The 16543-nt window shown below is 71.0% G+C and carries 12 protein-coding genes; 8 read left to right on the forward strand and 4 right to left on the reverse strand.

What is annotated here, in order from left to right; translation table 11 throughout:
• The first annotated feature begins 417 nt into the window (after positions 1-417).
• From ACFVTC_RS19330 to ACFVTC_RS19345, 4 genes are all read left to right on the forward strand, one after another.
• Complete coding sequence (locus tag ACFVTC_RS19330; RefSeq protein ID WP_390128464.1) at positions 418-2829, forward strand: SpoIIE family protein phosphatase; 2412 nt, start codon at positions 418-420, stop codon at positions 2827-2829.
• 1425 nt (positions 2830-4254) lie between these two features.
• Complete coding sequence (locus ACFVTC_RS19335) at positions 4255-6183, forward strand: N-acetylmuramoyl-L-alanine amidase (protein WP_390128466.1); 1929 nt, start codon at positions 4255-4257, stop codon at positions 6181-6183.
• Positions 6184-6354: 171 nt separating this feature from the next.
• Positions 6355-6861, forward strand: a complete 507-nt coding sequence (locus tag ACFVTC_RS19340) for a DUF6584 family protein (RefSeq protein ID WP_390128468.1) — start codon at positions 6355-6357, stop codon at positions 6859-6861.
• Between the two features lie 198 nt (positions 6862-7059).
• The gene (locus ACFVTC_RS19345; protein ID WP_390128470.1) at positions 7060-7956 is read left to right on the forward strand and encodes an RNA polymerase sigma-70 factor; all 897 of its coding nucleotides are present in this window, start codon (positions 7060-7062) and stop codon (positions 7954-7956) included.
• Between the two features lie 77 nt (positions 7957-8033).
• Here the strand turns inward: ACFVTC_RS19345 and ACFVTC_RS19350 are convergent, their stop codons facing one another.
• Positions 8034-8519, reverse strand: coding sequence for a cupin domain-containing protein (locus tag ACFVTC_RS19350; RefSeq protein WP_390128873.1), 486 nt, complete (start codon positions 8517-8519; stop codon positions 8034-8036).
• A 365-nt stretch (positions 8520-8884) separates the two neighbouring features.
• Between ACFVTC_RS19350 and ACFVTC_RS19355 the strand changes: the two genes are divergently transcribed.
• The 3 genes from ACFVTC_RS19355 (at position 8885) to ACFVTC_RS19365 (ending at position 11379) form a co-directional block, all read left to right on the forward strand.
• Entirely contained in the window at positions 8885-9631 is a 747-nt protein-coding gene (locus ACFVTC_RS19355; RefSeq protein ID WP_390128472.1) for an SDR family oxidoreductase, read from the forward strand.
• 228 nt (positions 9632-9859) lie between these two features.
• Positions 9860-10630 (forward strand): DUF427 domain-containing protein, encoded by a 771-nt coding sequence (locus ACFVTC_RS19360; protein WP_390128475.1) that lies wholly within the window; start codon positions 9860-9862, stop codon positions 10628-10630.
• Between the two features lie 296 nt (positions 10631-10926).
• Entirely contained in the window at positions 10927-11379 is a 453-nt protein-coding gene (locus ACFVTC_RS19365; protein WP_390128477.1) for a VOC family protein, read from the forward strand.
• Between the two features lie 163 nt (positions 11380-11542).
• Here ACFVTC_RS19365 and ACFVTC_RS19370 read toward each other — a convergent pair whose 3' ends face one another.
• The 3 genes from ACFVTC_RS19370 to ACFVTC_RS19380 all read right to left on the reverse strand — a co-directional run bounded on the left by ACFVTC_RS19370 (position 11543) and on the right by ACFVTC_RS19380 (position 15402).
• Entirely contained in the window at positions 11543-12544 is a 1002-nt protein-coding gene (locus tag ACFVTC_RS19370; protein ID WP_390128874.1) for a zinc-binding dehydrogenase, read from the reverse strand.
• Positions 12545-12630: 86 nt separating this feature from the next.
• Positions 12631-13911: an MFS transporter gene (locus ACFVTC_RS19375; protein ID WP_390128479.1), complete on the reverse strand. Its 1281-nt coding sequence runs from the start codon at positions 13909-13911 to the stop codon at positions 12631-12633.
• 543 nt (positions 13912-14454) lie between these two features.
• Positions 14455-15402, reverse strand: a complete 948-nt coding sequence (locus ACFVTC_RS19380; RefSeq protein WP_390128481.1) for a GlxA family transcriptional regulator — start codon at positions 15400-15402, stop codon at positions 14455-14457.
• Positions 15403-15472: 70 nt separating this feature from the next.
• On the opposite strand from ACFVTC_RS19380, the gene ACFVTC_RS19385 reads away from it, so the two are divergent.
• Positions 15473-16423, forward strand: coding sequence for an NADP-dependent oxidoreductase (locus tag ACFVTC_RS19385; protein ID WP_390128483.1), 951 nt, complete (start codon positions 15473-15475; stop codon positions 16421-16423).
• The last annotated feature ends 120 nt before the right edge of the window (positions 16424-16543 follow it).

Consider the following 16543-nt stretch of genomic DNA (forward strand, 5'->3'; position numbering starts at 1 on the left):
CACGGGCTCCCACCCCACTGGACGCCGTGCAAGCACATGACAGTGGGGACCCGGAGATCGCGATGTCCCGGCTCGCGCCAGCGGCCACCCCCGGGGGGCTGCCGAGGGAGCGGTCGACGGGCCCCGAGTCGCCGGACCTCATCCGATCGACCCGTCACCGATGTCACGAATTAGGAGCATAAGCGGTCATACCTGGAAAGGCCGCGACTGTGACCTGCTCGGAGCGCACACGGACACCACATGGCGGCGATGTGCGGCGCTTCCTCTGATCGGTTCGCGAGCGGAGCCCGCTTCTCCCGGCAGGAACGCCGTTCCCACGCCCGGGGACCTCGCACGGGATCCGCAGAGACTGCCCGTCGACCGCCCCGCGCGCTCGACATGCCGGGCAGTGGTCCCCGACTCCGTTAGGAACAGTGCGTGATCACTTCTCCGACTCTCCCCCACCCCTCCGCGGCCTTCCGGCGGGCCACCGTCCCCGGCGCAGGCCGGGCCGGCGTCCCCCACGGCTCCCCGCGGCCGCGTCTGCGGCTGGTCGCCGTACTCCTGGTCCTGGTGGGCGTCATCGTGCTCGACGGGGCGTACGTCCCCGCCATGGGCTGGGCGACCCTGTTCGCCGCGGTCTCGGCGGCGGCAGCGACGTTCGCCGGCCCCACGCTCACCTCAGGAGTCGTCCTCGTGTCGGGCGCGGTGAGAATCGGCCTCGGCCTCGGCTGCCCTCGGCTGCTGTTCGCCACCGCCTCGCAGTCCGTGACCATGCTCGCCGTCTGCGCGGTCGTCATCGTCTTCTGCGCCCTGCGACAGCGTCACCGCGTGGAGGTGAACGCCCTGCGCGCCGTCTCGGAGATCGCTCAAGGGGTCGTTCTGCGCCCCCTTCCCGATCAGCTCGGCCCGCTGCGTATCGCGGCCACCTATCAGGCGTCCGACGCGCATGCCATGGTCGGCAGCGACCTGTACGGGGCCGTCCGCATCCCCGGTGCCACGCGCGTCCTGATCGGCGACGTCCGCGGCAAGGGGCTCCAGGGCATCCACGAGGTGGCGGCCGCGCTCGGCGCGTTCCGGGAAGCCGCCCGCTGCTACCCCACCCTCCCCGAAGTGGCCGCCCACCTCGAGGCCAGTATCCGCAGCCACCTGGACGAGGCCATCGAAAACGACCACGAGGCCGGCGAGCGCTTCGTCACCGCTCTGCTGCTGGAGATCCCCGACGACCACCGGGTGGTCCACGCGGTCAGCTGCGGCCATCCCGCGCCCCTGCTCTCGGGCGGGGGCCGCACCACCCTCCTCAAGCCTCAGCGATGCAGCCCGCCCCTGGGCCTGGGGAGCTTCTCCGCTCGCGACCACCACCAGGACACCTTCCCTTTCGCCGCCGAGGACGTCCTGATGCTGTACACCGACGGCATCACCGAGGCCCGCGACGGGGCAGGCACCTTCTACCCCCTGAGGGAGCGGGTCGCCTCCTGGGGCGGCGCCGGCCCGGAGCAACTCCTCCGGTACGTCCAAGGCGACCTCTCCGAGCACACCGGCGGTCCCTTGGGCGACGACGCCGCCATGATCGCCCTCCAGCGAGCCCCCGGCTCCACGACGCCCCCGGTACGTGAACCGGAAGGAGCCGGAACACCGGCCCAGGCACGTGCGGACGACCGTGGCGACCCCGCTCCCCGCTCACCGCGGGCCCTGCCCACACCCGCGACGACGGAGAGACACATGAGGAATGGACACACGGTTCCCGCCCAGCCGTCCGATGATCGGTCCACGGGGGCCGCCCGGCACGCGGCGCGCCATCGCGTCGTTGTCCTGATGTTCGACGGTGTGCAGTCGCTCGACGTCACCGGGCCCTTGGACGTGTACGCGGCGGCCAACGAGTACGGCGGCGACTACCGGCTGACCACCGTCTCCCCCGACGGGCAGCCGGTGCGCACCACCGCCGGGCTCCGGCTCGTACCGGACATGGCGCTCGGCGACTTCGATTCCGGCTTCGACACGCTGGTCGTCCCCGGAGGTCCCCAGTGGTGGAACGCGGTCGCCGACACACCGCTCGTCGAGGGCATCACCCGGCTCGCCGACAGGTCCGGCGACGCCACGGTCGCGGCCGTCTGCGCCGGCACGTTCCCCCTGGCCGAAACCGGGCTCCTGGACGGGCGCCGGGCCGCCACCCACTGGAAGCTCGCGGCGGACCTCGCCGCCCGCTACCCGCACGTCCAGGTGGACTCCGAGGCGATCTTCGTCAGGGACGGCAGGTTCATCACCTCTGCCGGGATCACCGCCGGCATCGATCTGACGCTGTCGCTCGTCGAGTCCGACCTGGGTCCGGACGTCGCCCGCGCGGTCGCCAAGTACCTGGTGGTCTTCATGGCCCGGCCCGGCGGACAGTCCCAGTTCAGCGTGCGTCAGCAATCCCCTCGCCCCGAGAACTCGCCGTTGCGTGACGTCCTGGACCGTGTGGCCGCCGACCCTCAGGGTGACCACAGCCTGCGGGCGCTGGCGGACAGAGCGGCCTTGAGCTCGCGGCACCTGACCCGGCTGTTCCGTACGGAGATCGGCACCACGGCCGGCGAGTACGTGAAACGCATCCGTCTGGAAGCGGCCCAAGCGCTCCTCGAAGGCGGCGACGAACCGCTCGACACCGTCGCGCGACGCAGCGGATTCCGCACGGAGGAAACCATGCGGCGGACCTTCCGCAGTCAACTCGGGGTGAGCCCCGGCATCTACCGGGACCGCTTCCGCACCACGCGCCCGGCCGGCGTGCCCAGGACCGCGGGACGAGCGGCATTCCCCGACTTCGGCGTCCCGTCCCGGTGCCTGGAATCGTCCACCACCACGGATTCCTCCTGATCCGCGCGCCGTTCCGGACCCGGGCCGTTCCGAGGACCAGCGATTCGTTCCCCGTCCGACCACGCGCTTGCCGTGCGTGCCAGGGAACTCCCCCGACCGCGTGCCGCACGGATCCCGCCTCCGCCATCCGCCTTCCCCCGCTCCCTCCTCCGCGCGCTGCCGTGCGGGGGAGGACCGGCGTACGCCGTCCGCGAGACCGAGCCGGCCGCTTCGGACGCTTCGGGCCCTTCGAGGAAGACCTCTCCGACCGGCTCTCGTCCATCATGCGGGGCGGCCTCGGCGCCCGCCCGGTGCGTCCAGGACATCGGGGCCACGGATCGGGCCATCCGGATGCCCCGAGCACCGCCGGGCTCAGGGCCCTACGCGGATTCCGGGCCCCCTCCCACCCCCGACAGCACGTCCTCGCGGAGAAGGCTCTCGCCGGGGAGTCGGGGAGTCGGGGAATTCAGGAGCGGCGTGCGAGCGTGACGTTCCCCAGTACGTCCTGCAGTATCCGCTGGACTTCGACACGCTCGATCCGACCGGTCTCACCGGGCCGTCCCCAGGCAGCCCTCTCCGGAGCGCTGTCGGCGCGCTGAAGTGCCGCCCGGGACGCCTGGCAGGAACTGCGGGCGTGATCCACGACGTAGTACCGCCAGACAGGCGGACCATCCGTGGTGCGTGTCTCAAGACCTACCAGCCACATCTCGGGGGGAGGCGGCGGGGGCCACTCCTCGGCGGCCCGGCCGTCGACGGAGCACCCGGCGTCGGAGAGGGAGCCACCGACATCCCGTGGATGCTCCGATGCGGAGGAAACAGTCACATACGCACCTCGACAGATGCATGTGTCGGCCTCGATCAACATGGCGTCTCGCCTCCCGTCCTGGGGTTCTCGCGGCACCGGGGGTGTCACGGCGTTCAGTCCAAGTTGCGGTTGCACATCGGGCTGACTCGATTTTCTGCGTATACCTGAATGACTGGACGGCACGCTGATTTGTGACAGCCGTCACATCAATGGGTGGCGCGTTGAACCGCGCGACGGGGACTGCCCGGACAGCGAACCCCTGGTGGCGGCGCGGGATCTCGAACCCTTCCCAGTCGGTGTGGTCGAGCGCCGAGCGGCATCACCCGGTCCCCCAGCCGTCGGCGAGCAGGCCGACGCCGCTCTCGAAGCCCGGACGCCTGCCGCGCGGACGGCGTCGCGGCACCACCCGCATCACGGATCGGGCCGGACCCGCACGTCCGACCGCCGGACGTGGAACCGACGACCATTCACAGCACGTCCTGAACCTCCGGATCGACTACCGCAGATGTCACAACCGGCCCAGTCCGCCGGTCATAGAGTTGTCGGCGCATCGAGTCGGCGACATCTGTCCTCCTGCTCGATCGCCTGGTCGTGGCCTACTTGACGACCACTCATCTCGATTTTCCGTAAGGAACAGCATCTTGCATCAGAGGAAGAAGCGGCTGCGGCTCTCGACCGTGATCGCCGTCAGCGCACTGGCCGCGGGCGGCCTGGCCACCCTGCCGTTCACCGCGCTGGCCGACACCACCGGCGACGCGGCCGACGCCTCCCGGCAGCAGGACTTCGCGTCCGCCGCCGCGCAGTACCACATCCCCCTCAACGTCCTTCTCGGCGTGGCCTACCAGGAGTCGGGGTGGCGGTCGCACGGCGAACTGCCCAGCGCCGACGGCGGCTTCGGGCCCATGCACCTCACCGACGTCACCCCCGCCATGATGGCCGGCGGCGACGCCGGCGCCGCCGGACGCGACGACCTCGCCGCGCTCGCCGCACAGCCGGCCCTGCACACCCTGCAGGCCGCCGCGAAGCTGACCGGCCTGTCCGCGGAGACGCTGCGCAAGGATCCGGCCGCGAACATCCGCGGCGGCGCGGCACTTCTCGCCTCCTACCAGGCGAAGTTGACCGGCAGCACGCCGTCGGACGCCTCCCAGTGGTACGGGGCCGTGGCCCGCTACAGCCAGTCGACGCAGAAGCAGGCGGCGGTTCGCTTCGCCGACCGGGTCTTCGACACCATCCGCGACGGCGCGGCCGGTGTCACGGAGAACGGCCGGCGGCTCCGGCTGGCCGCCACCCCGCAGGTGCGTCCCGAGGACGCGCAGGTGGACCGGCTGCACCTGAAGACCGTGGCCACCGCCGACACCGAGTGCCCGCCGACCGTGGACTGCACGTTCGTGCCCGGCTCCGCGGCCGGCGGCCAGGTCTCCAACCGGCCCGCCAACGGCATCAGGATCGACACCATCGTCATCCACGACCTGGAGTCCACCTACCAGGCCGGGATCAACACCCTCGCCGACCCGAAGAACGCCGCCTCCACGCACTACGTGATGCGGTCCTCGGACGGTGCGGTGACCCAGATGGTGCCCACCAAGGACATCGCCTTCCAGGCCGGGAACTACTCCACGAACCTGCACTCCATCGGCATCGAGCACGAGGGCTACGCGGCCGAGGGCGCCACCTGGTACACCGAGGCCCAGTACGAGGCCACCGCCGACCTCGTCAAGTACCTCGCCGGCCGGTTCCAGATACCCCTGGACCGTCAGCACATCATCGGGCACGACAACGTTGCCGGACCCAACTCCTCCCTGGTCTCCGGCATGCACTGGGACCCGGGCAACGGCTGGGACTGGGACCACTTCATGCGCCTGCTCGGCCATCCCCTCAGCGGCGTGCACGCCGTCCCCTCCGTCGGCTCGGTCGTGACCATCGACCCGTCCTTCGCCGACAACGTGCAGAGCGTCAACGTCTGCCCCGCCGACGACCCCACCGGTTCCACCCCGGCCTGCACCGACAAACAGCAGGCGTCGAACTTCGTGTACCTGCGCACCGCCCCCGACGCCACCGCCCCGCTCTTCGGTGACCAGGCCATCCACCCCACCGGCGCGGGCACCGACCGGATCAACGACTGGGGCAGCACCGCACAGACCGGCCAGCAGTTCGTCGTCGCCGACGTCCAGGGCGACTGGACCGCGATCTGGTACGGCGGCGCGGAGGTGTGGTTCCACAACCCCGGCGGCCAGAACACCAAGTGCGCCTACGGCGTGAAGATCATCAAGGCCGCGGGCGCCACCCCGGCGGCCGTCTACGGCTCCAGCTACCCCGACAAGTCGGAATACCCCGCCGGCCTCGGCGCCTCCACCCAGGCACCCCTCAGCATGTACACCGTCCCGGCAGGCCAGGCCTACGTCGCCACCCGGCCCCCGGCCGCCACCGACGACTACTTCACCTCCGGAGCGGTCGTCATCGGCGCCAAGAAGATGTACACCATCCAGTACAACCACCGCGTGGCACTCGTCTACGCCGACGACGTCACCGCCACCACCGCCGTCCACCACTGGGAGGACGGCGCGAACTGACCGCCCCCGCCCGCTCCTTGAGGGGCCCGGCCCGGCGGCACGCCGTCGGGCCGGGCCCCTCACCCGTACGAAGCCCGTGGCCACGCGATGTGACCGACGGGGGCGCGCGGGCAGGTGCTGAGCGGGGAAAACAGGTCGCCGGCGGTCGGCGTGGTACACGATCATGCGCGTATGCCTCTGAGAGACACCCTTGCCCAGGTCGACGCGGACCTCGCCGCCGGCCGGGTTCCGGTAGCGCGCCAGCGCCTGCGCGGGCTGGTGTCGTCGTTTCCGCACGACCTGAAGCTTCGCCGCCGTCTGGCCGAGGTGTACCGCCTGTACGGGGACCCCGCGGAAGCGGGCCGCTGGATGTATCTCGAGCAGGACCGGGACGCCGCTGAGACCTCCGCCTTCGAGGCGAGACACCGCACGGCTCCGCAGCGGATGCGCGCTCTCGCCTGGCGCGGCCCCGAGTCGCTTGCCCGATCGACGTTTGCGATGGAGCAACTGGCGGCGGTGCGGGCGGCCTGCTCCGACGACATGGGACGCCCTGTCGACTGGGACACGGTGCCGTCCGGCTCGAAGGCGGACAGCGGGCGAAGTGGCTTCGCCGGATTCCTGGCAGGGGCCGGATGCCTGGTGGCGGTCCTCGCGTTCCTCGCGATCTGGGTGAACGGACTCGTAGCCCTCTTCGACTGACGCCGCTCGCCGCGAGATGCGTCCCGTGCCGCCCGGCCGACGCGGACGGCACGGGACGGACCCGACTCCCCCCGCCATGGGGCGGCGCCGGCTCCGGTGAGCGCCGCGGACCGGAAGAGCCCACCCCCCTTACTCGGACATCTTTTATCCGTGAGAACATTTGCGTCGTGGCAGCCGCGAACTGACTGAGGGAGATCCATGTCCGCCGGGGATGACGCAGACGCCCTCGACCGGGCAACGAGGGATTTCGTCGCGGCCCGTCCCCAGCTCTTCGGCATCGCGTACCGCGTGCTCGGCAGCGCCGTGGAAGCCGAGGACATCGTCCAGGAAGCCTGGCTGCGGTGGCAGAACACCGACCGCACCGACATCCGCGAACCCGCCGCGTTCCTGGCCACGATCACCGCCCGCCTCGCCATCAACCTCGCCCAGTCCGCCCGGGTACGGCGTGAGACCTACATCGGACCCTGGCTCCCGGAACCCGTCGACACCAGCGTCGACCCCCAACTGGGCGCGGAACGGGCCGAGGCACTCGACATGGCCGTCCTCTTCCTCCTGGAGAAGCTCAACCCCGTCGAACGGGCCGCCTACGTCCTGCGGGAAGCCTTCGACTACCCCTACGCACAAATCGCGGACATCCTCGAGACCAGCGAACCCAATACACGCCAGCTCGTGAGCCGCGCCCGCAAACACCTCTCGGCGGAGCGCAGGGAACCCGCCAGCCCCGACGCCCACCGCAGACTCCTGGAGGTCTTCCTCGTCGCGGCCCAGACAGGCAGCCTGTCGGCACTCGAGGACGTCCTCAGCGCCGACGTGGTCAGCTACACCGACGGCGGAGGCATCCGCGGCGCATCGAAGATCCCGGTCGTCGGCCGTCCCCACGTGTCCAAATACCTCGTCGCCTTCGCACCGCGCTTCTGGCCCCAGACCGACATCCGCTGGGTCGAGAGCAACGGCGGCCCGGCCGTCCTCGTCTCGTCCCACGGAAACCCGATGGTCCTGCTCACCGTGGACGCGTCGGAACACGGCATCGAACGCATCATGTGGGTCATGAACCCCGACAAACTACACCCCTACGTGGCATCACTCGACAAGTGATGCCCTCGTGAAGGCATCTCCGCCGCGCCCTCCCACGAGCGGACGGGTCCCTCGGTCCGTGTCAGGAGGGCACGGGGTCAGGCGGTGGGGCGCGGGGCGCGCAGATGGGCACGCCGGGCGAGTTCCGCCTCGTCGACCAGGTCGAGCATGGGCCTGCCGGGCGCGCACAGCATGGTCACCACGAAGCGGGTGCGGGCGTCGGCCAGCGCGTTGCCGTCCTGGTAGTGGACGACGTCGCCGCCTGGCTCCCAGAACGTACCGCCGGCCTCGATCACGCGCTCCGGCTCACCTTCGAGCTCGAAGCGGACCGCCCCCTCCACGACGTACCCGAACGCCGGGCCCGAGTGGCGGTGCGGAGGGGTTCCCGGGTCGCCGGGCTCCCATTCCACGTGGATCGTCATCGCCGAGGCTCCCTCGGGGACGGTGATCGGTGACGCGTCCTGCAGCATCTTCGCGGCCCGCGTCCAACTCGGCCCGTCCTCACCGTTCCTGTGTCCGTGCCCGCCGTTCCCGTGTCCGTGCCCGCCGTGTCCGTGGTCGTGCGCTGAGTCCTTGTCCGACATCGTGCCGCGCCTTCCGTAGATCATCCACATGGCCATGGGCGGCACACCGTCCGCCGGCCGTGAGGCCCCGCGTCCGGTCGCCATGACCGTCTCCTCGTGATGTCCGGGTGAGTCGCGCATCTGTGACATGGGTCGGGGCCCGGTGGTGTCCGGGTCCGTGTGGTCGAGCGCGTGACGCGGCGCCGCGGCGTGCCGGCCCCACTCCACCGAGCGAGCGCTGCGAGTGCGGTGCCACACGGACCGCCGTTGCCCTGTCTCTGTTCGTACAGACACTGCCGACCTGTGCGAACGACCCCGTGTCCGGGGGAACCGCGTCGCCGGTTGCGGCGCGCCGCACAGGGGCACCTATCCGAGAGGACCCCATCATGAAGGTTGTAGTCATCGGCGGAACCGGACTCATCGGATCGAAGCTGGTGGGCAGACTCGCCGAACACGGCCACGAGACGGTGCCGGCCTCTCCCAACAGCGGTGTGAACACACTGACGGGTGAGGGCGTGGCCGAAGTCCTGCGCGGCGCCCAGGTGGTGGTGGACGTCTCCAACTCCCCCTCGTTCGCGGACGACGACGTCATGGAGTTCTTCCGTACCTCCACCACCAACCTCCTGAAGGCCGAGCGGGAGGCCGGCGTGACCCACCATGTCGCGCTGTCCGTGGTCGGTACCGAACGCCTGCAGGAGAGCGGCTACTTCCGTGCCAAGCAGGTGCAGGAGGAGCTGATCGAGGAGTCCGGGATTCCCTACTCCATCGTTCACGCCACGCAGTTCTTCGAGTTCATGAAGGGCATCGCGGAGGCGGGCACCCGGGGCGACACCGTGCATCTCGCCCCGGTCGGAATCCGGCCCGTCCACTCCGACGACGTCGCCGCCACCGTGGGCGCCACCGCCGTCGGCACACCGGTCAACGGCGTGGTCGAGGTGGCCGGTCCCGACACGTTCCAGCTGGACGAGCTGATCGGCAAGGGCCTCGCCGCCAAGAACGACCCCCGTACGGTCGTCGCGGATCCCAGGGCTCCCTACTTCGGTGCCCAGCTGCGGGAGACCACCCTGCTCCCCGGCCCCGACGTCCGTATCGGCAAGGTGCGTTTCGCCGACTGGGTCGCCCAGCAGCAGTAGTCCCGCCCCGCAATGGCCCACCGCCAGGCCCCTGCCTCCCACGAAGGCCGCTTCCGCGCCGCACGGCGGATGCGGCGGCGGCCTTCGCCTCGGGGGCGACCCGTCACCACGCCGTGGACGGCCGCGTCCGCCAGGGCTGCGACGCACACCCGCGTCCGTGCCGGCGGAGACCGGTGACACCCCGCGCCGAGGGCGTACCCCGTATCAACTGACCCGAGGAGAAAGCCGATGGCTGAAGAAAGCGTGTCCTACCCTCGCCCGCTCGCCCCGATCGGACACGTGGAGCCCGTACCGCGGCGCATCCGCGGGCTGATCGGTGGCCGCACCGTCTTCGACACCCGGCGTGCACTGTACGTGTGGGAGTGGCCTGCCTATCCCCAGTTCAGCATCCCGGTCGAGGACATGGCCGAGGGTGTGCTGACGGACGACGACCACGTCGAAGTGCTGGGCGCCGGGCCCGCGCGACGCCACTCGCTGCGTATCGGGTCCGAGGTCCGCGCGGGCGCGGCGTGGGTCTGGGGCGAGGACGCTCCGCGGCCCCTGCGCGGCACCGTCCGTTTCGAATGGAAGGCGCTGGACTCCTGGTTCGAGGAGGACGAGCCGGTCTTCGTCCACCCGCGCAGTCCCTACTCCCGGATGGACGCCCTGCGCTCGTCCAGCGGTGTCCGCGTGGAGCTGGACGGCGTCGTGCTGGCGGACGCGCCGAACTGTGTGAAGCTGTTCGAGACCGGCCTGCCGACCCGGTACTACCTCGACCGCGAGCATGTCGACTGGACCCTGCTGCGCCGTTCCGACACCGTGACCCACTGCCCGTACAAGGGAACCACCAGCAGTTACTGGTCGTTCGACGGCGACGTCGCCACCCATGACGACATCGCCTGGATGTACGACTTCCCCACGATCCAGGCCAGCCGCGTCGCGGGCATGACGGCGTTCTACAACGAACACGTCGACCTGTACGTCGACGGCACACGTCTGCCGCGGCCCATCACGCCGTAGGACTCGGCCGGTTGCCGCCGGGGCCTGCTCGGCCGGGCCGCCGAGCGGGCCCCGATGTCCGGTCGTCACAGATCCACGGCCTACCCGGTCATCGCGTACGACGGTCACAGGACCGGACGTGCGACTCCACCGATGAAGGTGGCGCGCCCGCCCTGTGACGTGGTGGACCTACGGGAAGGTGCGACACGGTGTCCGAAAGGGATTCAGAACGCCCGCGAGAGCTGCGGTCACACGGGGGCGGAGGAGCGGCTGAAAGGCGCGGGGAAGCCGCCCCCCTGCCTGGAGGTGGGGAACCGATGACCTCTCACGGTGACCTCCCCGTACCTGAGCACGGTCTTCTCCTCACCCACTTCCTGACGGTGAGCGACGTCGCGGTCTCGCGACGTTTCTACGCCGATGTCTTCGGCGGTGAGGTCGTGATGGAGGAGAACCCGGCGATCGTCAAGGTGGCGAACAGCTGGATCATCATGAACCCCGGCGGCGGCCCCACCCCGGACAAGCCGGACGTCACGCTGGAAGTGCCGCGGAGCACCGAGCGGGTGTCCGGATTCCTGAACGTGCGCGTGGCCGACATGCCGGCCTTCCACGCGCACGCCGTCGCGCACGGCGCGCGCTTCCTGACCGAGCCCCTCGACCGGGCGTCGGAACTCCGCTGCTACCTGCGCGACCCGGACGGCTACCTCGTCGAGGTGGGCCAGTCCACGGGTCTGCTCAGCGGAATCCTGGCCGCTCGGCCCACGGAATCCTGACCGCGACGTCCACCACCACCTCGCCGCTGCCACTCTCGCGGTGGACTGGCTCCCCAAGCCGGAGACGCCCCCCGTACATGGACGACGCCACCTCACCGTGGAGCAGGATCCGGGACCGGTGGACGCCCCGGCGGCCGTGGAAAGGGAGCTCCGGTCCGGGTCGTCAGAGGTGGGGAGAGGGACGCTCGTGCCGGACCCGGACGACGAGTTTGCCGGTGGCGCGGTCGTGCTCCATGTCGTCGTGGGCCCGCGGCACCTGCTCCAGGCCGTCGTAGACGCGGTCCACGGGGAAGGCCAGCCGGCCCGCCGCGACCGCGTCGAGGATCTCCTGGAAGGCTTCCCGGGGCAGGTCGGCGGCGTCGCCGAAGTAACCCGCCAGGCGCACCCCCCTCGGCAGGTACTCGTTCGGGGAGAAGTCGCGCACCGTCCACTGGTTGGAGAGGCTGCCGCCGAAGCAGGCCGTGCCGTGCACGCGCACCGCGCGCAGGGTGTCGGGCAGGGTCGGAGTGCCGACGAGATCGAGGGCGGCGTCGACGCCGTCCGGATACAGTTCGCGCACCGCGGGCGCGACCTCGCCGGTGTCGAGCAGCGGGTGGTCGACACCGTGCCGCTTCAGCGAGGCCAGGCGGCCGGGCCGCCGGGTGGTGGCCAGCACCGTGGCGCCGCGCCAGGCGGCCAGCGCGGCGGCCGCCAGGCCCACCGAGGAGGTGCCGCCGCGGATCAGCACGGACTGACCGGGCCGCAGGTCCAGACCGACCGTGAGTGAGCCGTACGCGGTCTGCACCATCTCCGGCAGGGCGCCCAGCGACTCCCATCGCAGGTCGGTGTCGACGGGGATGACCTGGGACAGCGGCACGGACGTGTATTCGGCGTAGCCGCCGTCATAGGTGCGCCCCATGTCGCCCATCATCGCGACGACCTTCTGCCCCACGGTCAGCCCGCTGCCGGCCGGAGCCGCGTCGACGGTGCCGACGGCCTCGATACCCGGCACCCGGGGAAAGCCGACGCCCACGCTCAGACCCAGTCGAAGCTTCAGCTCCGAGCGGTTGAGGCCGAACGCCTCGACGCGGATGCGTACCCAGCCGTCCCGACGGGGCGGGAGCGGGAGTGTGATCAGACGCAGATTGTCCACGGGGCCGGGGGCGGAGAGCTGGAGAGCGCGCATGGTGGTCGGCGCGTACGTCACGGGCCTGCCTTCTTCCCTGGGGAGGAGAGTCGGTCGGCGGTGGTCAACGTGCGGCCACCGCGGATTCATTCCCAACTCGCCCTGACAACCCGCTGGTTGCGGATGTCCTCCTCCGGTACGGCACCGGCGACCACGGCCGTACCGTCGGCGTCTCGACGGACGTGCAGGGCGTGCCGGACGAGGACGATTCCGGCGAGCAGGACGAAGCCCAGTCCGCTGCCCACCACGCCGCCCCACCCGAAAGCGGAGAACATCACCCCGGCGACGGCGGATCCGAGGGCGCCTCCCGCGAACACCGCGAAGATGTAGACGGTGTTGAGGCGGGCCCTGATCGCGGGCCGCGCGCCGAAGATGCGCGCCTGGTTGGCGATCTGGCCGCTGGTGGTCCCGTAGCCGAGCAGGTTGCAGCCGACGGCGAGGGCGACCAGCGACTGGCCGGCGAACCCGAACAGGGCGAAGGCGAGCAGCGTCGACGTGAGCGCCAGGGCGTTGACTCTTCGAGCGCCCCAACGGTCGGTGAGCCGCCCCGAGTAGCGGGCGGCCAGCGCTCCGGGGACGCTGAACAGGCCGAAGAGGCCGATCGCCGCGGGTCCCAGCGCGATCGGGGCCTCGGTGAGGTGGAAGGCGAGTGACGACCAGAAGGCGGAGAAGGCCGCGAAGACCGTCGCTCCCAACGCGGCCGAAAGCCGCAGCGGCGCGTGCTCGGTGACCAGCCCGGGAAGCGAGGCCAGCAGGCGGAGATAGCTCTGCCGTGGTCCGGCCGGGGCCGGCGGCTCGGCGGGCATGTAGCGCGGGAGGATCAGGAGCAAGGCGCTGGTGGCCACGGCGGCGACGGCGAAGCCGGCCCGCCAGGTCCCGGTGGCCTCGGCGATGAGGCCGGCCGCTGTGCGCGAGAGCAGGGCTCCCATCGTCAGGCCGGTCCCCACCGCCCCGAGGACCCGGCCCGCATGGCCCGGAGTCGCCATGGAGACGATGGTCGGCATGATGACCTGCGGGAGGACGGTGCTGGCGGAGAGTACGAGGGTGGCCATGCTCAGCAGGGCGATCGACGGGGCGGCGGCGCCCGCGAGGAGGGCCGCGGCGGTGACGGCCAGCAGCAGGGTCGACAGGCGGCGAAGCCGCACGCCGTCCGCGAGCGGCACGATGGCGATGATGCCCAGCGCGTAGCCGATCTGCCCGGTCGTGGCCACCAGCGCGGCGGTCGAGGGCGATGTGTGGAAGCCCCGGGCGATCTCGTCGAGGAGCGGCTGGGTGAAGTAGATGTTGGAAACGGTGATGGCGGTCGCCGTGGCGAAGACGGGGATGGTCCCCCGCTTCACGTCCGGGCGGGTGGCTGCACTGGTCATGGGGTTGGTCCTCATGTGCGGGATTCACTGCTGTGACAGGCGGAGACGCGATCGCTGACAGGCGGACCGCGGCTGCCCGCCGAAGAGGCGCTCCGCCGCGGCCGGCGGTGCGCGACACCCCCGCGGTCCGTACGGGCCTCGCCCTCGAGGAGGGCAGCCGGCAGACCTGTCTCCAGGGCGGCGCATGCGTTGGGCGACGAGGATTTCCACTCCATTGTGGATGATGCTTAACATCCAGAAATCAAAATGACGCCTGTCGCCGTGAAAGTCAACCGAAGATCGCGGAAGGGTCCGCCCCGGGAGAGGGGCGCATGACGCGCGTCACCCAGGGAGCGTGATGCGCATCATCCGGAATCGCCGGACCGTGCCGCGTGGCTCCACACATGACTGGGCCGGCACGGGCGGCTCACCGACGAGGAGGGCGTCGACTCGGACGCGAAGAGGGAACATCGGCAGGAAATCGCGTCAGGACACGCCGAACGGCCCTTCGTCGTACGAGCCGCGCGCGTGGCTCGTACGGCGAAGGGCCGTTCGGCGGTCAGGTCAACGGGCCGCGTGGAAGGTACGTCGATAGGCCTGCGGCGAGACACCGATCGCCGCGTGCAGGTGCTGACGCAGGGAGGTGCCGGTCGCGAAGCCGACCTCGCCGGCGATCTGGTCGACCGAGAGGTCGCTGGCCTCCAGCAGATGGCGGGCCCGGGTGACACGCTGCTGGATCAGCCAGCGGCCGGGACTGAGGCCCACCTCGTCCTGGAAACGCCGGGCGAAGGTGCGCAGGCTCATCCGGGCGTGACCGGCGAGGTCGGCCAGGGACAGCGGATCACCCAGGCGGGCCAGTGCCCACACACGGGTCGCGGCCGTGCTGGTCGCCACGGGGTCGGGAACGGGCTGCTCGATGTACTGGGCCTGACCGCCGTCGCGCCAGGGCGGCACCACACAGCGCCGGGCCACGCTGTTGGCCAGCTCGCTGCCGTGGTCCTTGCGCAGGATGTGCAGGCAGATGTCGACCCCGGAGGCGGCACCGGCGGACGTGAGGACCGTGCCGTCGTCCACGAAGAGGACGTCCGGATCCAGGTCCACCCCGGGATACGTGCGGCGGAACTCGTCGGCGAGCTGCCAGTGCGTGGTCGCCCGCCGGCCTTCCAGGAGCCCGGCCGCCGCCAGCACGAACGCGCCGGTGCAGATGGAGACGAGACGGGTGCCCGGCCGGATGAGCGCGAGCGCCGCGGCGACCTCGGCGGGCAGCTCCGCGGTGACGCTCGAGGGCGTGATGGCCGGGATCACCACCGTGTCCGCCGTGCGCAGCACCTCGGGGCCGTGCTCGACGGTGATCGAGAAGTCCGCGTTGCTGCGCACCGGCTGTCCGTCGACCGTGCAGGTCAGCACCTCGTACCGGCCGTCTGCCGCACCGAGGATCCGGCTGGGGATGCCGAGCTCGAAGGGGTAGACGCCGTCGAGCGCCAGGACGACCACTCTCTCCACATGCCGCATGGCACGATCCTATCGGAGATTGGCAATCGTGCCATTTCACGGAGCGTCCGGCCCCGGCAGGCTGGGAGCCATGAGTGACAAGAACACGATGCGCGCGATCAGTCAGGACGTTCTCGGCGGACCCGAGGTCCTCAAGGAAGTAGAAGTGGAGCGACCGGTTCCCGGGCCCAGCGAGGTGCTGGTGCGGGTGCGGGCGGCCGGGCTCAACCCGACCGACTGGAAGCACCGGGCGACGGGCCTGTTCCTGGGCGAGCCGCCCTTCGTCCTGGGCTGGGACGTGTCCGGCGTGGTGGAGGCCGTCGGTATCGGCGTCACCGTCCACGCGCCGGGCGACGAGGTCTTCGGCATGCTGCCGTACCCGTTCGGGCACGGCTCGCACGCCGAGTACGTGACCGCTCCCGCGCGTTCCTTCGTGCGCAAGCCGGCCGGCATCGACCACGCGGAGGCCGGCGCCCTGCCGCTGGTCTCGCTCACCGCCTGGCAGGCACTCGTCGAGACGGCCGATGTACGGCCTGGCCAGCGCGTACTGATCCACGCGGCCGCCGGCGGAGTCGGACATGTGGCCGTGCAGATCGCCAAGGCGCGGGGCGCGTACGTGATCGGCACCGCGAGCGCGGGCAAGCACGACTTCCTGCGCAAGCTGGGCGCGGACGAGCTGATCGACTACCGGGAGACCGACTTCACCGAGGTCGTCCGGGACGTCGACGTGGTCCTCGACACGATCGGCGACGACAACACCTTCAAGTCACTGCGGGTGCTGCGCGAGGGCGGGATCGTGGTGTCGATCCTGCCGGTGGGCCCGGAGGAGCTGTACGAGGAGGCCGCGCGGCTGGGCGTACGGGCGGCGCGGATGCTGGTGGAGGCCGACCAGGCGGGCATGCGGGCGATCGCGGATCTCGTCGACAAGGGCCTGCTGCACGCGACGATCGCCGGTGCGTTCCCCCTGGCCGATGCCGCCGAGGCGCACGCGCTGGGTGACACCGGCCGGACCGTGGGCAAGCTGGTCCTGCTGGCCGACTGACGCGGAACGTGGGCACGGGCGCGATCATCCCGCCCGTGCCCACGCCCCGTGGTTCCACCGCGTCAGCCGGTCCCCCACCGCCCGACGTGCGCACCGGACGGACGACTCGTCGCCCAAATC

Origin of the sequence: Streptomyces sp. NPDC057950 (assembly GCF_042887295.1) — a bacterium.
Taxonomy (GTDB): domain Bacteria; phylum Actinomycetota; class Actinomycetes; order Streptomycetales; family Streptomycetaceae; genus Streptomyces; species Streptomyces kaempferi.

Bases quoted from the DNA above. Each gene is read 5' to 3' on its own strand.
- ACFVTC_RS19380 (WP_390128481.1), bottom strand. From the start codon at position 15,402: ATGCGGCATGTGGAGAGAGTGGTCGTCCTGGCGCTCGACGGCGTCTAC.
- ACFVTC_RS19375 (WP_390128479.1), bottom strand. From the start codon at position 13,911: ATGACCAGTGCAGCCACCCGCCCGGACGTGAAGCGGGGGACCATCCCC.
- ACFVTC_RS19370 (WP_390128874.1), bottom strand. From the start codon at position 12,544: ATGCGCGCTCTCCAGCTCTCCGCCCCCGGCCCCGTGGACAATCTGCGT.
- ACFVTC_RS19340 (WP_390128468.1), top strand. From the start codon at position 6,355: ATGCCTCTGAGAGACACCCTTGCCCAGGTCGACGCGGACCTCGCCGCC.
- ACFVTC_RS19365 (WP_390128477.1), top strand. From the start codon at position 10,927: ATGACCTCTCACGGTGACCTCCCCGTACCTGAGCACGGTCTTCTCCTC.
- ACFVTC_RS19350 (WP_390128873.1), bottom strand. From the start codon at position 8,519: ATGTCGGACAAGGACTCAGCGCACGACCACGGACACGGCGGGCACGGA.
- ACFVTC_RS19385 (WP_390128483.1), top strand. From the start codon at position 15,473: ATGAGTGACAAGAACACGATGCGCGCGATCAGTCAGGACGTTCTCGGC.
- ACFVTC_RS19345 (WP_390128470.1), top strand. From the start codon at position 7,060: ATGTCCGCCGGGGATGACGCAGACGCCCTCGACCGGGCAACGAGGGAT.
- ACFVTC_RS19355 (WP_390128472.1), top strand. From the start codon at position 8,885: ATGAAGGTTGTAGTCATCGGCGGAACCGGACTCATCGGATCGAAGCTG.
- ACFVTC_RS19360 (WP_390128475.1), top strand. From the start codon at position 9,860: ATGGCTGAAGAAAGCGTGTCCTACCCTCGCCCGCTCGCCCCGATCGGA.